The organism is Ruegeria sp. BF8, from assembly GCF_056538625.1.
The window spans coordinates 385,569-400,482 of record NZ_JBQFTL010000002.1; the positions used below are offsets into that span (position 1 = coordinate 385,569).

15 protein-coding genes are annotated in these 14,914 nt (G+C 62.9%); 3 read left to right on the forward strand and 12 right to left on the reverse strand.

Going from position 1 to position 14,914, the window contains the following annotated elements; translation table 11 throughout:
• Positions 1 to 6 precede the first annotated feature (6 nt).
• Positions 7 to 1,422: an aminotransferase class V-fold PLP-dependent enzyme gene (locus ACR0LD_RS09460; RefSeq protein WP_170404904.1), complete on the reverse strand. Its 1,416-nt coding sequence runs from the start codon at positions 1,420 to 1,422 to the stop codon at positions 7 to 9.
• Between the two features lie 103 nt (positions 1,423 to 1,525).
• Here ACR0LD_RS09460 and ACR0LD_RS09465 point away from each other — a divergent pair, with 103 nt between their 5' ends.
• Positions 1,526 to 1,987, forward strand: coding sequence for an Lrp/AsnC family transcriptional regulator (locus ACR0LD_RS09465; protein WP_170357109.1), 462 nt, complete (start codon positions 1,526 to 1,528; stop codon positions 1,985 to 1,987).
• Between the two features lie 67 nt (positions 1,988 to 2,054).
• On the opposite strand, the gene rpsD is transcribed toward ACR0LD_RS09465, so the two are convergent.
• From rpsD to ACR0LD_RS09480, 3 genes are all read right to left on the reverse strand, one after another.
• Positions 2,055 to 2,675: a 30S ribosomal protein S4 gene (rpsD, locus tag ACR0LD_RS09470; RefSeq protein WP_170357108.1), complete on the reverse strand. Its 621-nt coding sequence runs from the start codon at positions 2,673 to 2,675 to the stop codon at positions 2,055 to 2,057.
• A gap of 196 nt (positions 2,676 to 2,871) precedes the next feature.
• Positions 2,872 to 3,249, reverse strand: coding sequence for a hypothetical protein (locus ACR0LD_RS09475; protein WP_170369696.1), 378 nt, complete (start codon positions 3,247 to 3,249; stop codon positions 2,872 to 2,874).
• 294 nt (positions 3,250 to 3,543) lie between these two features.
• Positions 3,544 to 5,826 carry an adenosylcobalamin-dependent ribonucleoside-diphosphate reductase gene (locus ACR0LD_RS09480; RefSeq protein WP_480636612.1) on the reverse strand — a complete coding sequence of 761 codons (2,283 nt, stop codon included), beginning with the start codon at positions 5,824 to 5,826 and terminating at the stop codon, positions 3,544 to 3,546.
• Between the two features lie 129 nt (positions 5,827 to 5,955).
• Between ACR0LD_RS09480 and ACR0LD_RS09485 the strand changes: the two genes are divergently transcribed.
• Positions 5,956 to 6,387 carry a DUF1489 family protein gene (locus tag ACR0LD_RS09485; protein WP_170365387.1) on the forward strand — a complete coding sequence of 144 codons (432 nt, stop codon included), beginning with the start codon at positions 5,956 to 5,958 and terminating at the stop codon, positions 6,385 to 6,387.
• A gap of 2 nt (positions 6,388 to 6,389) precedes the next feature.
• Here the strand turns inward: ACR0LD_RS09485 and hisG are convergent, their stop codons facing one another.
• From hisG to hisS, 3 genes are read right to left on the reverse strand one after another with little or no spacing between them, the layout of a single operon-like run.
• Complete coding sequence (gene hisG, locus ACR0LD_RS09490; protein WP_480636614.1) at positions 6,390 to 7,079, reverse strand: ATP phosphoribosyltransferase; 690 nt, start codon at positions 7,077 to 7,079, stop codon at positions 6,390 to 6,392.
• Positions 7,076 to 8,164, reverse strand: coding sequence for an ATP phosphoribosyltransferase regulatory subunit (locus ACR0LD_RS09495; RefSeq protein ID WP_170390873.1), 1,089 nt, complete (start codon positions 8,162 to 8,164; stop codon positions 7,076 to 7,078). The genes hisG and ACR0LD_RS09495 overlap by 4 nt, the downstream gene beginning before the upstream one ends.
• A gap of 3 nt (positions 8,165 to 8,167) precedes the next feature.
• Positions 8,168 to 9,655: a histidine--tRNA ligase gene (gene hisS, locus ACR0LD_RS09500; protein WP_480636616.1), complete on the reverse strand. Its 1,488-nt coding sequence runs from the start codon at positions 9,653 to 9,655 to the stop codon at positions 8,168 to 8,170.
• A gap of 128 nt (positions 9,656 to 9,783) precedes the next feature.
• On the opposite strand from hisS, the gene ACR0LD_RS09505 reads away from it, so the two are divergent.
• Positions 9,784 to 9,978, forward strand: coding sequence for a SlyX family protein (locus ACR0LD_RS09505; protein WP_170357101.1), 195 nt, complete (start codon positions 9,784 to 9,786; stop codon positions 9,976 to 9,978).
• Between the two features lie 9 nt (positions 9,979 to 9,987).
• On the opposite strand, the gene ACR0LD_RS09510 is transcribed toward ACR0LD_RS09505, so the two are convergent.
• From ACR0LD_RS09510 to fdhF, 5 genes are all read right to left on the reverse strand, one after another.
• Positions 9,988 to 10,353: a hypothetical protein gene (locus ACR0LD_RS09510; protein WP_480636618.1), complete on the reverse strand. Its 366-nt coding sequence runs from the start codon at positions 10,351 to 10,353 to the stop codon at positions 9,988 to 9,990.
• Between the two features lie 41 nt (positions 10,354 to 10,394).
• Positions 10,395 to 10,613 (reverse strand): YMGG-like glycine zipper-containing protein, encoded by a 219-nt coding sequence (locus ACR0LD_RS09515; RefSeq protein ID WP_244952316.1) that lies wholly within the window; start codon positions 10,611 to 10,613, stop codon positions 10,395 to 10,397.
• Positions 10,614 to 10,698: 85 nt separating this feature from the next.
• Entirely contained in the window at positions 10,699 to 11,220 is a 522-nt protein-coding gene (locus tag ACR0LD_RS09520) for a thioesterase family protein (protein ID WP_480636620.1), read from the reverse strand.
• Entirely contained in the window at positions 11,217 to 12,005 is a 789-nt protein-coding gene (locus tag ACR0LD_RS09525) for a cyclase family protein (RefSeq protein WP_480636622.1), read from the reverse strand. Before ACR0LD_RS09525 ends, ACR0LD_RS09520 begins: the two co-directional genes overlap by 4 nt.
• Positions 12,006 to 12,122: 117 nt before the next feature.
• Positions 12,123 to 14,906 (reverse strand): formate dehydrogenase subunit alpha, encoded by a 2,784-nt coding sequence (gene fdhF / locus ACR0LD_RS09530; RefSeq protein WP_480636624.1) that lies wholly within the window; start codon positions 14,904 to 14,906, stop codon positions 12,123 to 12,125.
• Positions 14,907 to 14,914 lie beyond the last annotated feature (8 nt).

Below are 14,914 nucleotides of genomic sequence, written 5' to 3' on the forward strand. Positions count from 1 at the left end.
ATTCCGTCACGCCGCCTTGAAGCGGGCGGTTGCCGGATCGGCGGCGTAGAACGGGGCGTATTCCTGCGTACGGCGCGACAGGTCGTTGACGCTGTCGATGATGAACTGAACCGTGTCCTCGGTCATCATGTACGAGAAGTTCAGCCGCACCCAACCCGGTTTCTTCATCTCTTCTCCGGCCGACAACGCCGCGTGCAGCGCCTCTGAGGCCGCCTTGTCGATGCCCAGCAGCCGATGCGCATAGGGGCCCGCGCAGGCACACCCGCCGCGCGCCTGAATGCCGTAGATGTCGCTGAGCATCCGTGTGAACAGCTGTTGGTGTACCGGCTGCCCGGTGTTGTCGCGCACCAGGAAGGAAAAGATCGGCAGGCGGTGAGGATGGTCCACCCCCAGCAGGGTCAGGTTCGGGTTGTCACGCCACCCATCCAGCGCCATGCGGTTGTACAGCGCCTCGCGCCGGGCGATCTCGTCGGTACCCACGGCATCCTTGACGATAAAGGCCAGCGCCGCGCGGATATCTCCGATCACGTTCGGGGTTCCGGCCTCTTCGCGGGTGGCCAGATCGGTGCTGTAGTCGTGGCGCCAGGGCGAAACGAAGCTGACCGTGCCCCCGCCCGGCCAACTAGGACAGGTGCGGCGCACGGCGCCCCGGTTCACGATCAGAACGCCCGAAGCCCCCGGCCCGCCCGGAAACTTGTGCGGAGACACGACGATGGCATCCTTGCGCGCATCGTCCGGCCCCATATCCATCGGCAGGTAGGGCCCGCCCCCGGCATAATCCCAGACCGCGCGCGCCCCGTGCCGTTTCAGCAGCCGCGTCACCGGATCAGGGTCGGTGATCACGCCCGTGACATTCGACGCCGCCGAGAATGACCCGATCACCAGATCCGAATCCGAATGCTCGATCAGCGTCTGTTCCAGCACCGCCATGTCCGGCCCGCCCTCGGGGCCTTCGGGGATCTCGATGACCTGCGCCTTGCTCTCGCGCCAGGGCAGGATGTTCGAATGGTGCTCGTACGGACCGATCAAGACAACCGGCCGGTCAGCCTCTTGCACTCCCATCAAACTGACCAGCCGGTTGAGCCCCGCAGTGGCACCGGACCCGGTGAAGATCACCGCGTCATCTCCCCTCGCGCCAACGATGCGGGCTATTTCCGCGCGCGCCTCGCGGCGCAGTCGCGTCATGTAGGAACCGCAATAGGAGGCCTCGGTGTGGCTGTTCGCATAGAAAGGCAACACATGCTGGGCCACAAAATCCTCGACCTGCCGCAAAGCGCGGCCCGAGGCAACGTAGTCCGCGTACACAAGCGGCACGTCCCCATGCAGACCCGGGATCAGAACGTTCTCTCCGATCAGCCCGTCGCGCAGGGTCGAATTGTGAGTGGCGGCTTGGATTTCTGCACGAAAATGGGACAGGGTCATGTCATTGGCTCCATATTGCACTTTCCAATATGATCTACTTGAGCTGAGTATACTTCACCTATCTTTGCTTGAATTATTAAATTTTTGGGTCATATGATCTGCAATGAATGAAAAAATAGATCAAATTGACAAGCGTCTTCTGCGCGAACTGCAAAAAGACGCAACCCTTTCCCAGCGCGAACTGGCCGAGCGAGTCGGCCTGTCGCAAAACGCCTGCTGGCGGCGGTTGAAGGCGCTGAACGATGCAGGCGTCCTGACAGGGTCGACAGCTCGGATCATGCGCGAAAAACTGGGGCTGAACCTGGTGGTCTTCGTGATGCTGCGCACGCGTCACCACTCGGCCGAGTGGCTGCAGGCCTTTCGCAGCCATGTCCTGACCATTCCGGAAGTCGTGGATTTCCACCGTATCGGCGGCGACTACGACTATCAGCTACGGGTCGTGACACAGGATATGGCGACCTATGACAAAGTCTATCAGCGCCTGATCGAGAAGGTCGAACTGGACAGCGTGACCTCGTATTTCGCGATGGAGGCGATCGCAGAAGACCGCCCTTTGCCGATCTGAGTGCTTGCCATGAAAAAGGGCCGCACCTTCGCAGGTACGGCCCGTTTTCTAAAACTGTCTGCGAAGATCAGTTCTTCGCGTAGAATTCCACGACCAGGTTCGGTTCCATCATGACCGGGTACGGCACGTCGCCCAGCGACGGGGTGCGCACGAAGGTCGCGGTCATCTTCGAGTGGTCGACTTCCAGGTAATCCGGAACATCACGCTCGGCCAGGCCAACGGCTTCCAGAACGACGGCCAGTTGCTTGGACTTGTCGCGGACCTCGATCACGTCGCCTTCCTTGACGCGGTAGCTGGGGATGTTGACCCGCTTGCCGTTCACTTTGACGTGGCCGTGGTTCACGAACTGACGTGCGGCGAACACGGTCGGCACGAACTTGGCGCGGTAGACGACAGCGTCCAGACGACGCTCCAGCAGGCCGATCAGATTTTCACCGGTGTCGCCCTTCACACGCTCGGCTTCGGCGTAGATGCGGCGGAACTGCTTCTCGGTCAGGTCGCCGTAGTAGCCTTTCAGCTTCTGCTTGGCGCGCAGCTGAAGGCCAAAGTCCGACAGCTTGCCCTTGCGGCGCTGGCCGTGCTGGCCGGGGCCGTATTCACGACGGTTGACCGGGGATTTCGGACGACCCCAGATGTTTTCGCCCATCCGGCGGTCGATTTTGTACTTGGCAGACGTGCGTTTGGTCACGGCTGATCTCCTTCGTTAGGTCGAGGCCCCGCGGGGCCACTATGAAGGGCGTTGTCCTCTTGAGGTTTCCCCCATGACAGGCATCCCCTTGCGGGGGCCACCAACACCAATGAAGCCGCGCTTATATCTGCGAACAGTCCAGAGTCAACACGCGGCGATGCGCGGACGAAAAAATAGTTCCTAAGGAATGGGCCGTCTATTCAGCGGCGGTCGCAGCCAAATGCGGCGCAAGAACCAACGTTTGCTCCGTCGACCTGCGATGCGTTGGGAAGGAAACGACATTGCCTGCATCCGATTGGCTTGCTTCGGCATATTCTTCGACGGCGCACACCCAGAAGTCCTGACCCCGCGCGGGGCAGCCATTTTGGAACAGAAAAACCGCGTCTTTCTGACCCTCGACCAACGTCAACTCGGCCTCGTAGGTCTGCGCCCCATTCGTCAATGAGATAACTGCAAGCGTGGCGATCGGCTTCAGCGTTGCAGCTTCAGGGCCATGCCCGGCCAGCGCCATCAACGCCTGATCATGTCCAGTCTGAACGGAATATTCCGCGTTACAGTCCGGCAAGCGTGTCATGCACCCATGCCACGACCAAGACGCTCCAATGGCCAAATCTGCCACAGGCGCTGCTTCAAGCCCGTCAATTTCCGTCTGGGACCAAAATACTGCTACGCGACCGTTATACCCGGCTGTCATCTGCCCGCCCGACCTTTCAAACTCATCACCCCGTACACTAGCGGTGTATCAACGATGAATCCGGCGGAAAAGAGACGGAATTGCAGCTTTCACGAGAATGTTGCCGGAGAGTCAAATCAAATTGAGACTCCAGCGAAACACAATACAACTTTAACGACAGTTATGTGGCACTCGTCAACCGCATTTCGAGTGTCCGCAGCTGCGGCAGGTCATGCAGCCCTCGATCATCACCATGTCATACTGGCCGCAGGACGGGCAGGCCTTGCCGCGTGGGGCATCCATGTTGACCACCTGCGCCTGCGGGTCGGACTTCAGCCCCATCCCTTCCCCCTCAAGGAACCCGATCGCGATCATGTGCTGCTCGATCACGCCGCCGATGGCCGCCAGGATCGAGGGGATGTACTTGCCCTGCACCCAGGCCCCGCCGCGCGGGTCGAACACGGCCTTCAGTTCCTCAACCACGAAAGACACGTCGCCCCCGCGCCGGAACACGGCCGAGATCATCCGGGTCAGAGCCAGCGTCCAAGCGTAATGCTCCATGTTCTTCGAGTTGATGAACACCTCGAACGGACGCCGCCGGCCACCGATGACGATGTCGTTGATCGTCAAATAGATCGCGTGTTCGCTGTCGGGCCATTTCAGCTTGTAGGTCGAACCCTCAAGCGATTGCGGCCGGTCCAGCGGTTCGGACATGTAGATCACGTCGCCGCCGTCCACCTCGTGCGGGGCATCGGCGCTTTCGCCCGGCACCTTGTCGTCGCTTTCCGAGACGGTCAGAACCGAGCCGGTCACGTCGTTCGGGCGATAGGTGGTGCAGCCCTTGCAGCCCTGATCCCAGGCCTGCATGTACACGTCCTTGAAGGCATCGAACGAGATGTCCTCGGGGCAGTTGATCGTCTTCGAGATCGAACTGTCGATCCATTTCTGGGCGGCCGCCTGCATCTTGACATGCTCGGCCGGGGTCAGGGTCTGAGCGTTCACGAAAAAGTCGGGCAGTTCGACGTCGCCGAACTTGTCGCGCCACATCTGAACGGCATAGTCCACCACCTCTTCCTCGGTGCGCGATCCGTCTTTCTGCAGCACCTTGCGGGTGTAGGCATAGGCAAAGACCGGCTCGATCCCCGACGACACGTTACCCGCATACAGCGAGATCGTCCCGGTGGGTGCGATCGAGGTCAGCAGAGCATTGCGGATCCCATGCTCGCGGATGGCCTCGCGCACATCGTCATCCATCTGCTGCATGGTGCCGCTGGCCAGGTATTTCTCGGCATCGAACACGGGAAACGCCCCTTTTTCCTTGGCCAAGTCCACCGACGCCAGATACGCGGCGCGGGCGATCGCGTGCAGCCAGCGCTCGGTCTGACGCGCCGCCTCGTCCGAGCCATAGCGCAGGCCCTTCATCAACAATGCATCGGCCAGACCTGTCACACCCAGCCCGATGCGGCGTTTGGCTTGCGCTTCGGCCGCCTGCTCCGGCAGCGGGAATTTCGACGCGTCGACCACATTGTCCATCATGCGTACGGCGGTAGCGACCAGATCCTGCAATGCGGCCTCATCCAGGTGTGCCGCATCCTCAAAAGGTTCAGCTACCAATCGCGCGAGGTTGATCGAGCCCAGCAGACACGCGCCATATGGCGGCAGGGGCTGCTCCCCGCACGGATTGGTGGCGGCAATGGTCTCGGCATAGCTCAGGTTGTTGGCCTGGTTGATCCGGTCGATGAAGATCACGCCCGGCTCGGCATAGTCATAGGTGGCCTGCATGATCTTGTTCCACAGATCGCGGGCCTGCACCGTGTGATAGACCTTGCCGTCAAAGACCAGATCCCACGAAGCATCGGCTTTGACCGCCTCCATGAAGGCATCGGTCACCAGCACCGACATGTTGAACATGCGCAGCCGGGCCGGGTCGGATTTGGCGGTGATGAACTGTTCGATATCCGGGTGGTCGCAGCGCATGGTCGCCATCATCGCGCCCCGGCGCGAGCCGGCCGACATGATGGTGCGGCACATCGCGTCCCACACATCCATGAACGACAGCGGCCCCGAGGCATCGGCGGCCACCCCATGCACATCCGCGCCGCGCGGCCGGATGGTCGAGAAATCATAGCCGATCCCCCCGCCCTGCTGCATGGTCAGCGCGGCCTCTTTCAGCATGTCGAAGATGCCGCCCATGCTGTCGGGGATCGTGCCCATGACGAAACAGTTGAACAGGGTCACTTGCCGCGCGGTGCCTGCTCCGGCCGTGATCCGCCCGGCGGGCAGGTATTTGAAGTCCTCAAGAGCCTCGTAGAACTTCTGTTCCCAGTGCGCGGGGTCCTTTTCCACCCGTGCCAGATCGCGCGCAATCCGCCGCCACGTATCCTCGACCGACTTGTCGATCGGCGTGCCATCCGCCTTCTTGAAGCGGTATTTCATGTCCCAGATCTGCTCGGCGATGGGGGCGGCAAAGCGGCTCATTGGTGATTCCCTGTCTTGAAAGAGGCATCCAGATTAGACCAAACCAGCGCCGAACCACAACAGCTTGATAGCGCGCAACGGTAAGCTACAATATAAAGATGGTCCGTGGGACGACTCTGTGGGAAAGCTGTGGATAAGTACATCAACCTCGTGAAACTCTCGGTCGGGTCCGAGAGCGTTGACAGCCTGATCGCCTGGCAGGACAGTTATCGCCGGCGGTTCGCGGACGGCCTGCCCCGCCACATCACCCGCATGTGGCCCAAGCGCGAGCCCGAGATTCTGAACGGCGGATCGATCTTCTGGGTCATCAAGGGTGTCATCCAGTGCCGCCAGCGCATTTTGCGGCTGGACGAGGTGACGGGTGAGGATGGCATCCGCCGCTGCGCCATCGTGCTGGACCCGCAGATCCACCGCACCCAGGGCGCGCAGAAACGGCCGTTTCAAGGCTGGCGCTATCTGAAACCCGAGGACAGCCCCGCAGACCTGCCCGAAAGCCGCGCGCAGGACGACGCCCTGCCCGAGGATCTGAACCGCGCGCTGGCCGAGATCGGCGTGCTCTGACCTCAGTCCAGACGGCGCATCACTTCTGCCAGAGCAGCCTTTTCAGTGGCCCCGTACTCCGCAACCCGGCTGCGCCACAAAGTGGCCTGCGATTGCAGAATCAATCCATCCGAGAGGATCTTGAGGTGGTTGGCACGCAGGGTCTCACCGGTCGAGGTGATGTCGGCAATCGCCTCGGCGGTTTCGTTCATCACCGTGCCCTCGGTCGCCCCCTGGCTGTCGACCAGCGTATAGTCGGCAACCCCGGAATCGGTCAGGAACTCGCGCACCAGACGGTGGTACTTGGTGGCGATCCGCAGGCGGTGTCCGTGCGCGGCGCGGAAGGCGGCGGCGGCGGCGTCCAGATCATCCAGCGTCTCGACATCGACCCAGCAGGCCGGAACCGCGATCACCAGATCGGCCTGGCCAAAGCCCAGCGGCGCGATTTCTTCGACCTGCTGTTCCCAGCGCGGAAGTTTCTCGTGCACCAGGTCAGTGCCGGTCACGCCCAGGTGAATCCGCCCGGCAGCCAGCTCGCGCGGGATCTCTCCAGCCGACAGCAGGATCAGCGAGACATCCTCGATCCCATCAACCTTGCCGGCATATTCCCGGTCGGACCCGGCGCGCGACAGCTCGATCCCGTGGCGGGCGAACCAGGCAAAGGTTTTCTCCATCAGCCGCCCCTTGGACGGCACGCCCAGCTTCAGGGTCATTGGCCCGCCTCCTCGATTTCCAGCATCAGGTCGGGGCGCAGCACGCCACCCACCGCCGGGATCTCGGCCCCGTTGCCCAGCCGCCGCGTCAGCGCGTCATAGCGCCCGCCGGTGGCGATGGGCGGCAGGTCGGGGCGGCGCTCGGCGTAGAAGCCGAAGACGAACCCGTCGTAATACTCCATCGAGGTGCGCCCATACGAGGCCTCGAAATCCAGCTTGCTGACATCAACGCCACGCGCCTGCAGGGCGGCAATCCGCGCCTCGAGCCGGTCCAGCGCGGGGGTGATCTGGGGCAGATCGACGGCGATGTCGCGCAGATGCTCCAGCGCATAGGGCATGGTCTCGCGCACACCCAGCAGCGAGTCCAGCCCGGCCATTTCCGTGTCGGAAATCGGCGGTGTGTCGCGGTCGGCGCGCAGGGCGTCGATACGGGCGACGATCTCGGCCGGTCGGCGCTTGCCGATCATCGGCGCGTCGCAGGCCATCGGGTCTGCCGCCCCGAGCAAAGCGGCGCGGTGGTCCGGCTCGGGCTTGCGGCCCGCGAACCGGTCCAGCAGAGACCGGAACCGGCGCGGACGCCACAGATGGCGCATCAGCGCGGCCTTGCGTTGGTCGGAGGTGCGCAGGCCTTGTACGGCCGCGGTCAGAATGCCGATGTCGCCGGTCGCCGCGCGCAGCGGCAGGCCCCGCAATTGCAGGGCAAACAGCGAGAACACCTCAGCATCGGCCCCTGCCGGGTCGTCGCGGTCAAAGACCTCATAGCCCACCTGGATGTATTCATTGGCGCGGTCGGGGTCATGTTCCTGACGGCGGAACACCTCGCCCGAATAGGTATAGCGCGCCGGTTCTGCCCCGTCGCGCATGTGCATCTGCACCACCGGCAGGGTGAAATCCGGGCGCAGCATCTGTTCGCCGCGCAGCGCGTCCGAGGTGACATAGGCGCGCGCGCGGATGTCCTCGCCATAAAGGTCCAGCAGCGTTTCGGCCGATTGCAGCAGCGGCGGGTCGACGACTTGCGCCCCGGCGGCCTCGAAACGCACGCGCATCATCGCGGCCCGAGCCTGGATCTGGGATCGGTTGGGCATGGCTCAGTCCTGACTGTCCAGAATCTCGCGCACCTTGGCGACCAGATCACCGCGCGGCACCTCGAGCTGGCTGGGGCGTTCCTTCCATTCCTCGAGCGTGGCGCTCTCGGCGATCTTGGCGCCCAGGATCAGGTCCTTGATCTGAACCACGCCACGGTCCTTCTCGTCCCCGCCCTCGATCACCGCGACGGGCGAGTTCCGCTTGTCCGCGTATTTCAACTGATTGCCGAAATTCTTGGGGTTGCCCAAGTAAACCTCGGCGCGGATGCCGGCATTGCGCAGTTCGGCCACCATCGCCTGATAGTCGGCCATGCGGTCCCGGTCCATCACGGTCACGACGACCGGCCCGGTGTCATGTGACTTGATCCGACCTTTTTCGCGCAGCGCGGCCAACAACCGGTCGACCCCGATCGAGATACCCGTCGCGGGTACTTCCTGTCCGGTGAAACGCTTCACCAGATCATCATAGCGCCCGCCGCCCGAGACCGAACCGAACTGCCGCTTGCGGCCCTTTTCGTCGAAGATCTCGAAGGTCAGCTCGGCCTCGTAGACCGGACCGGTGTAGTATCCCAGCCCTCGCACGACCGAGGGGTCGATCTGGATGCGATCGGCGCCATAGCCGCCCGCGGCCAGCAGCTCGCCGATCTGTTCCAGCTCGGAGATGCCTTCGGCGCCGATCTTGCTGTCGCCCACGGCCGCGCGCAGGTTAGCCAGCGTTCCGGCGGCGTCATCAGCCTTGGATGTCAGGAAGGCGATCACCGGCTCGGCCTGATCGTCGGACAGGCCCACCCCGTCAATGAACGCGCCCGAGGCGTCCAGCCGGCCCTTGGTCAGCAACTCGCGCACGCCCTGCTCGCCCACTTTGTCGAACTTGTCGATGGTGCGCAGAACGTCGTCGCGCGCCGCCGCGTCCGTGCTGAGGCCCATGGCCTCGAGCACGCCGTTCAGGACCTTGCGGTTGTTGACCCGCACCACATAGTCGCCGCGCGGGATGCCCACGGTCTCCAGCGTGTCGGAAAGCATGGCGCAGATTTCGGCATCGGCGGCCATACTAGCCGTACCCACAGTATCCGCATCACACTGATAGAACTGGCGATACCGCCCCGGCCCCGGCTTTTCGTTGCGCCAGACCGGCCCCATCGCATAGCGGCGATAGGGCGTGGGCAGGTCGTTGCGGTGCTGGGCATAGACCCGGGCCAAAGGTGCTGTCAGATCATAGCGCAACGCCATCCAGTCGCCGTTGCCGCCCTCGTCAAACTCCTGCCAGGCGAACACGCCTTCGTTCGGGCGATCGACGTCGGGCAGAAATTTGCCCAGCGCCTCGACCGTTTCCACGGCGCTGCTTTCCAGCGCGTCAAACCCATAGCGATGATAGACGTCCGCAATCGTCCGCAGCATCTCGGTGCGCTGCGTGACTTCCTGGCCGAAATAGTCGCGGAACCCTTTCGGCGTGACGGCCTTGGGGCGGGGCTGTTTCTTGGGCTTGGCCATGTGGGGCGTCCTTGGGATTTCATCACTTGCGCGCGCGGTCTATCCCATGGTCTGGGTCGGGGCAAGCCAGCGCTGGCATTGCGCGCGCCACAGCGGTATGACCGCACCAGATCACAGGAGCCCCAGCGATGCAGCATCTGGAAGAAAAAATTGCCCATCTGACCCGCACCGTAGATGACCTGAGCATGGTGGTCGCCAAGCAGCAGGACGAAATCGACCGCCTGACCCGCCGCGTGGCGATGTTGATGCAGCGCGAAGCCGAACGTGCGCAGGAAGGATCCGGCGGAGTCATTCTGGGCGACGAGCGCCCACCGCACTATTGAGCCCAGCCCCTACAGCCCAAGCGTTGATCTAACGGCATCGTCGACGACACCACCCAACAGGGCATCCTCATCGCCTGCGCAACCTTCGGTCAAGGCTGAAAGAAAAGCCTCACGCAGCTTGGCCTTTTCTTCGTCCGAGGATGCAAACTCTTCGATATTAACCTGACGGTTGTAGAGTGAAAGAGCGGTCATCTTTCTGACGACGTCGAAAACGTATTCATCATTCCCATTAGCCTCTTCGATGACCGAAGCGCAGGTATGGTACATCAGCGGAAGTGCGTCTTGCGCCATCTTGTCTGCGGCTTCGTCCGCCATGCCGATGGACGGAAGAAGGATCAAGCCAGCCAGAACAGGTTTGAAATCAAGCAGTCGCATCAGGGCTCCTTGCTGAGGGCGGTCAATCTTGGACACCCCCGTCACTTGCGGTTTGCCCCAATGATGGCACCGACAACTGCACCTGCGGCCGCGCCTTTGCCATCTCCGATCAACGCTCCGACGCCAGCGCCAATCAGGGCGCCCTTCAGCGCATCTTCTTCCTTTTTCTTGTCCGCCAAAGCAGCTGACGCAGGCAAGACGATCAGCGATGCCGCCAATATACAGGCTGGCGCCTGCGCGCATTTCCTCAAGATCCACATTTGGTTGCCCTCCCGTGACCAAGCCCGAACCGGATGGTCAGCGTAGCCCGCTCCTGGAATTCTGGCAACTAAGGCCATCCCCAGGCTATTTGCGCCGAATGCCGATTGGTCTGCCGATCTGCGGCTCGGGGTGCAATGTGGCATGGTCGGACACCATTCGCGCCAGCCGCGCCGCGGCCCAGTCCGGATAGGGTACCGACCGGCCTGTTGTGTGGCTGACATTCATGACCAGGGCCTCTTGGGTGGCACAGACCACGCCATCCTCGGCCGACACCATCTGCGCAAAATAGTGACCACGCTTGTGATCGGCGTCCAGCATCCGAAACCGGAACACCAGCGCCTCGCCCTCGCGAACCTCGCGCAGGAAATGCAGGTGCGACTGCAGGATGTACGGCCCCTGCTCCAGCGCCGCGACCTGCGGTTCGCCCAAGCCCAGATGATCGACCAGCAGCCGTTCAAAGGCCAGATCGAACACCACGCCATAATACCCCACATTCATGTGACCGTTATAGTCGATCCAGTCGGGCCGGACCGTGAAACCGGTGATTTCGACCGGTGCGGGGTACGGGCCGTCATGGCCTCCCAAAGGCTCGTTTTCCCGGGTCATTCGTCGTCTTCCTCCTCGAAGATCGCCACCGCGCGGATGAACCCGGCCGAGGCGCCCTTGATCTTGAACGGAAAGCACGAGATCTCGAACCCCGTGGGCGGCAGGCTTTCCAGATTGGTCAGCTTCTCCATGTGGCAATAGCCGATCTCCATCGACGCGCGATGCCCCTCCCAGATGATCGAGGGGTCATGGGTTTCCGCGTATTCCTGCGCGGTCAGCGGAAAGGGCGCGTCCCAGCTCCAGGCGTCGGTGCCAGTCACGCGCACGCCGCGCTCGGTCAGGTACAGCGTGGCCTCGCGCCCCATCCCGCAGCCTTTCATCAGGTAATCCGGCTGGCCATAACAGGTGCCGGCCGAGGTGTTGACCACGACGATATCCAGCGGTCGCAGGTCATGCCCGATCCGCTTCAGCTCGGCTGCGACATCGGCGGCGGTGACGACGTAGCCATCCTCGAAATGCCGGAAATCCAGCTTCACGCCCGGGTTCATGCACCACTCCAGCGGCACCTCGTCGATGGTGATCGCCTGCTCGCCCCGGTTCATGGTCGAGTGGTGATGGTACGGCGCGTCCAAGTGGGTGCCGTTATGGGTGGCGATCTGCAGCCGTTCGATGGCCCAGCCCTCGCCGCCGGGCAGGTCCTCTTTCTTCAGACCGGGGAAAAAGGCCATCACCTGCTCGGCCGTCTGGTCGTGGCTCATGTATTCGATCTGAGGCAGCATGATCGGCGGGTCCGACACGATGCCGGATTCCAGCGGGACGGACAGATCGACGAAACGGCGGGCCATGAACTCCTCCGGGATTGCGCGGCCCAAGGGTTGGCTGGCTGCAAGCATCTGTCAAGCCAAGAAAAAGGCGGGCACGCAGGCCCGCCTTTTCAGGGTTTTGGTGAGTGGTGGCAGTCGTTACTCGGCCGCGATGGCGCCCTCGATCTTGTCCACGCGGATGGCCGAGAACTTGAACTCGGGGATCTTGCCATAGGGGTCGATGGCCGAGTTGGTCAGGATGTTCGCCGCCGCCTCGACATAGGCGAAGGGGATGAACACCATGTCCTCGGCGATCGCCCGGTCGGCACGCACCATGATCTCGATCGAGCCGCGCCGGGTGGTCAGACGCACCATCTCGCCTGGCTCGATCCCCATCAGCTTGAGCGTGCGCGGGTTCATCGAACAGTTCGCCTCGGGTTCGACCGCGTCCAGAACCTTGGCACGACGGGTCATGGACCCGGTGTGCCAGTGTTCCAGCTGCCGCCCTGTAGTGGCGATCATGGGGAATTCCTCGTCCGGGGCCTCATCCGGGGGGATGATGCTGGCCGGAGTGAACTTTGCACGGCCATCCGGGCGCGGGAAGCCGTCGCCGAACACGATGGACTGGCCCGGATCGGTCTCGGACAGCGACGGATAGGTAATGCTCTCGGTCTCGAGCCGCTCCCAGGTGATGTTGTCCAGCGAAGCCATCGTCAGCTTCATCTCGTTGAACACCTGCGCGACATCCTTGTAATCCCAGTTCAGCCCGATGCGCTGCGCCAGATCGACGGTGATCGCCCAATCCTCGCGCGCTTGGCCCGGCGGCGGCACCGCGGGGCGCACGCGCTGCACCTGACGGTTGGTGTTCGACACCGTGCCGTTCTTTTCATACAGCGCCGAGGCCGGCAGGATGATGTCGGCATAATTCGCCGTCTCGGTCAAAAAGATGTCCTGCACGATCATCAGATCCAGCTTGGCCAGCGCCTCGCGGGCGTGGTGCACGTCGGGGTCGGACATGGCCGGGTTTTCACCCAGGATGTACATGCCCTTGATCTTGCCCGCATAGGCGTGGTCGATGATCTCGGTCACGGTCAGGCCCTTCTCGTTCGAGAAATCGCCCGAGTTCCAGACCTGGCTGAACCTGGCCCGCACGGCGTCATCGGTGACCGACTGGTAATCGGGCAGGAACATCGGGATCAGGCCGGCATCCGACGCCCCCTGCACGTTGTTCTGCCCCCGAAGCGGGTGCAGACCCGCGCCGGGCTTGCCCACATTGCCCGTCATCAGCGCCAGCGAGATCAGGCAGCGCGAATTGTCGGTGCCGTGGATATGCTGGCTGACGCCCATGCCCCAAAAGATCAGCCCCGCCTTGGCGCTGGCGAAAATCCGGGCCACGCGGCGCAGTTGATCAGGCTCGATGCCGCAGATCGGCGCCATCTTCTCGGGGGTGAACTGGCGCAGGTGCTCCTTCTCGGCCTCCCAGTTATCGGTCCAGCGGTAGATGTACTGGCTGTCATACAGTTCTTCCTCGACGATCACATTCATGATCGCGTTCAGCATCGAGACATCGGCGCCCGGCCGGAACTGCAGCATCTCGGTCGCAAATTTACGCATGCCCACACCGCGCGGGTCCATCACGATCAGCTTGCCGCCGCGCTTGGCGAACTGCTTGAAATAGGTGGCCGCGACGGGATGGTTCTCGATCGGGTTGGCGCCGATGATGATGGCCACATCGGCATTCTCGATCTCATTGAAGGTCGCGGTCACCGCGCCCGAGCCCACGTTCTCGATCAGCGCCGCCACCGAGGAGGCATGGCACAGCCGCGTGCAGTGGTCCACGTTGTTGTGGCCAAAGCCCTGGCGGATGAACTTCTGGAACAGATAGGCCTCTTCGTTGGTGCATTTGGCCGAGCCAAAGCCCGCCACGCTGCGCGGATCCTCATCCCGCAGCTTCATCAGCCCTTTGGCGGCCAGGTCCAGCGCCTCGTCCCAGGTTGCCTCACGGAAATGGGTGCTCCAGTCGGCGGGATCGACGTTCAACCCCTTGGGTGGCGCATTCTCGCGCCGGATCAGCGGCTTGGTCAGGCGGTGCGGGTGGTGGATGTAGTCGAACCCGAACCGGCCCTTGACGCACAGTCGGCCCTCGTTGGCGGGGCCGTTGATGCCCTCGACATATTTGACCTTGCCGTCCTTGACCTTGAGGCTGACCTTGCAGCCCACCCCGCAGAACGGGCAGACGCTTTCGGTCTCGCTGTCGTAATCCTTGCTGTCGCCGCGCTGCTGATCGTCCAGCACGGTGGCCGGCATCAGCGCGCCGGTGGGGCAAGCCTGAACGCATTCGCCGCAGGCGACGCAGGTCGACTCGCCCATCGGGTCGTTCTGGTCAAACACCACCTGCGCGGCATGCCCGCGACCGGCCATGCCGATCACGTCATTCACCTGCACGTCGCGGCAGGCACGGACGCAGAGGTTGCAGTTGATGCAGGCATCCAGATTGACCCGCATCGCCACATGACTGTCATCCAGCAGCGGGATCTTCTCAGGCTCTTTCGCCGGAAAGCGGCTGTCGCTGACATCGTTCAGCTTGGCCATGTCCCAGAAATGGCTGGATGCATCGTGCGGCTGCTCGGGCTGATCGGCCACCAGCAGTTCCATCACCAGCGCGCGGGATTTCTCGGCGCGGTCGGTGTCGGTTTTCACCACCATCCCCTCGGCCGCCGGACGGATGCACGAGGCGACCAGCGTGCGCTCGCCCTCGACTTCCACCATACAGGCGCGGCAGTTGCCGTCAGGGCGATAGCCCGGCGCGGGTTTGTGGCACAGGTGCGGGATAACCAGGCCCTTGCCGTTGGCCGCTTCCCAGATCGTGGTGCCCTGAGGCACGGTCACGTCTTCGCCGTTCAGGTTGAAGGTGACGGTCTTGGTTTCGCTTGCGTCAAGCATGGCTGTCT

Excerpts from the sequence above, each read along its gene's own strand:
- ACR0LD_RS09460 (WP_170404904.1), bottom strand. The coding sequence starts at position 1,422 with ATGACCCTGTCCCATTTTCGTGCAGAAATCCAAGCCGCCACTCACAAT.
- ACR0LD_RS09465 (WP_170357109.1), top strand. The coding sequence starts at position 1,526 with ATGAATGAAAAAATAGATCAAATTGACAAGCGTCTTCTGCGCGAACTG.
- ACR0LD_RS09475 (WP_170369696.1), bottom strand. The coding sequence starts at position 3,249 with ATGACACGCTTGCCGGACTGTAACGCGGAATATTCCGTTCAGACTGGA.
- ACR0LD_RS09480 (WP_480636612.1), bottom strand. The coding sequence starts at position 5,826 with ATGAGCCGCTTTGCCGCCCCCATCGCCGAGCAGATCTGGGACATGAAA.
- hisG (WP_480636614.1), bottom strand. The coding sequence starts at position 7,079 with ATGACCCTGAAGCTGGGCGTGCCGTCCAAGGGGCGGCTGATGGAGAAA.
- ACR0LD_RS09495 (WP_170390873.1), bottom strand. The coding sequence starts at position 8,164 with ATGCCCAACCGATCCCAGATCCAGGCTCGGGCCGCGATGATGCGCGTG.
- hisS (WP_480636616.1), bottom strand. The coding sequence starts at position 9,655 with ATGGCCAAGCCCAAGAAACAGCCCCGCCCCAAGGCCGTCACGCCGAAA.
- ACR0LD_RS09505 (WP_170357101.1), top strand. The coding sequence starts at position 9,784 with ATGCAGCATCTGGAAGAAAAAATTGCCCATCTGACCCGCACCGTAGAT.
- ACR0LD_RS09510 (WP_480636618.1), bottom strand. The coding sequence starts at position 10,353 with ATGCGACTGCTTGATTTCAAACCTGTTCTGGCTGGCTTGATCCTTCTT.
- ACR0LD_RS09515 (WP_244952316.1), bottom strand. The coding sequence starts at position 10,613 with ATGTGGATCTTGAGGAAATGCGCGCAGGCGCCAGCCTGTATATTGGCG.
- ACR0LD_RS09520 (WP_480636620.1), bottom strand. The coding sequence starts at position 11,220 with ATGACCCGGGAAAACGAGCCTTTGGGAGGCCATGACGGCCCGTACCCC.
- ACR0LD_RS09525 (WP_480636622.1), bottom strand. The coding sequence starts at position 12,005 with ATGGCCCGCCGTTTCGTCGATCTGTCCGTCCCGCTGGAATCCGGCATC.
- fdhF (WP_480636624.1), bottom strand. The coding sequence starts at position 14,906 with ATGCTTGACGCAAGCGAAACCAAGACCGTCACCTTCAACCTGAACGGC.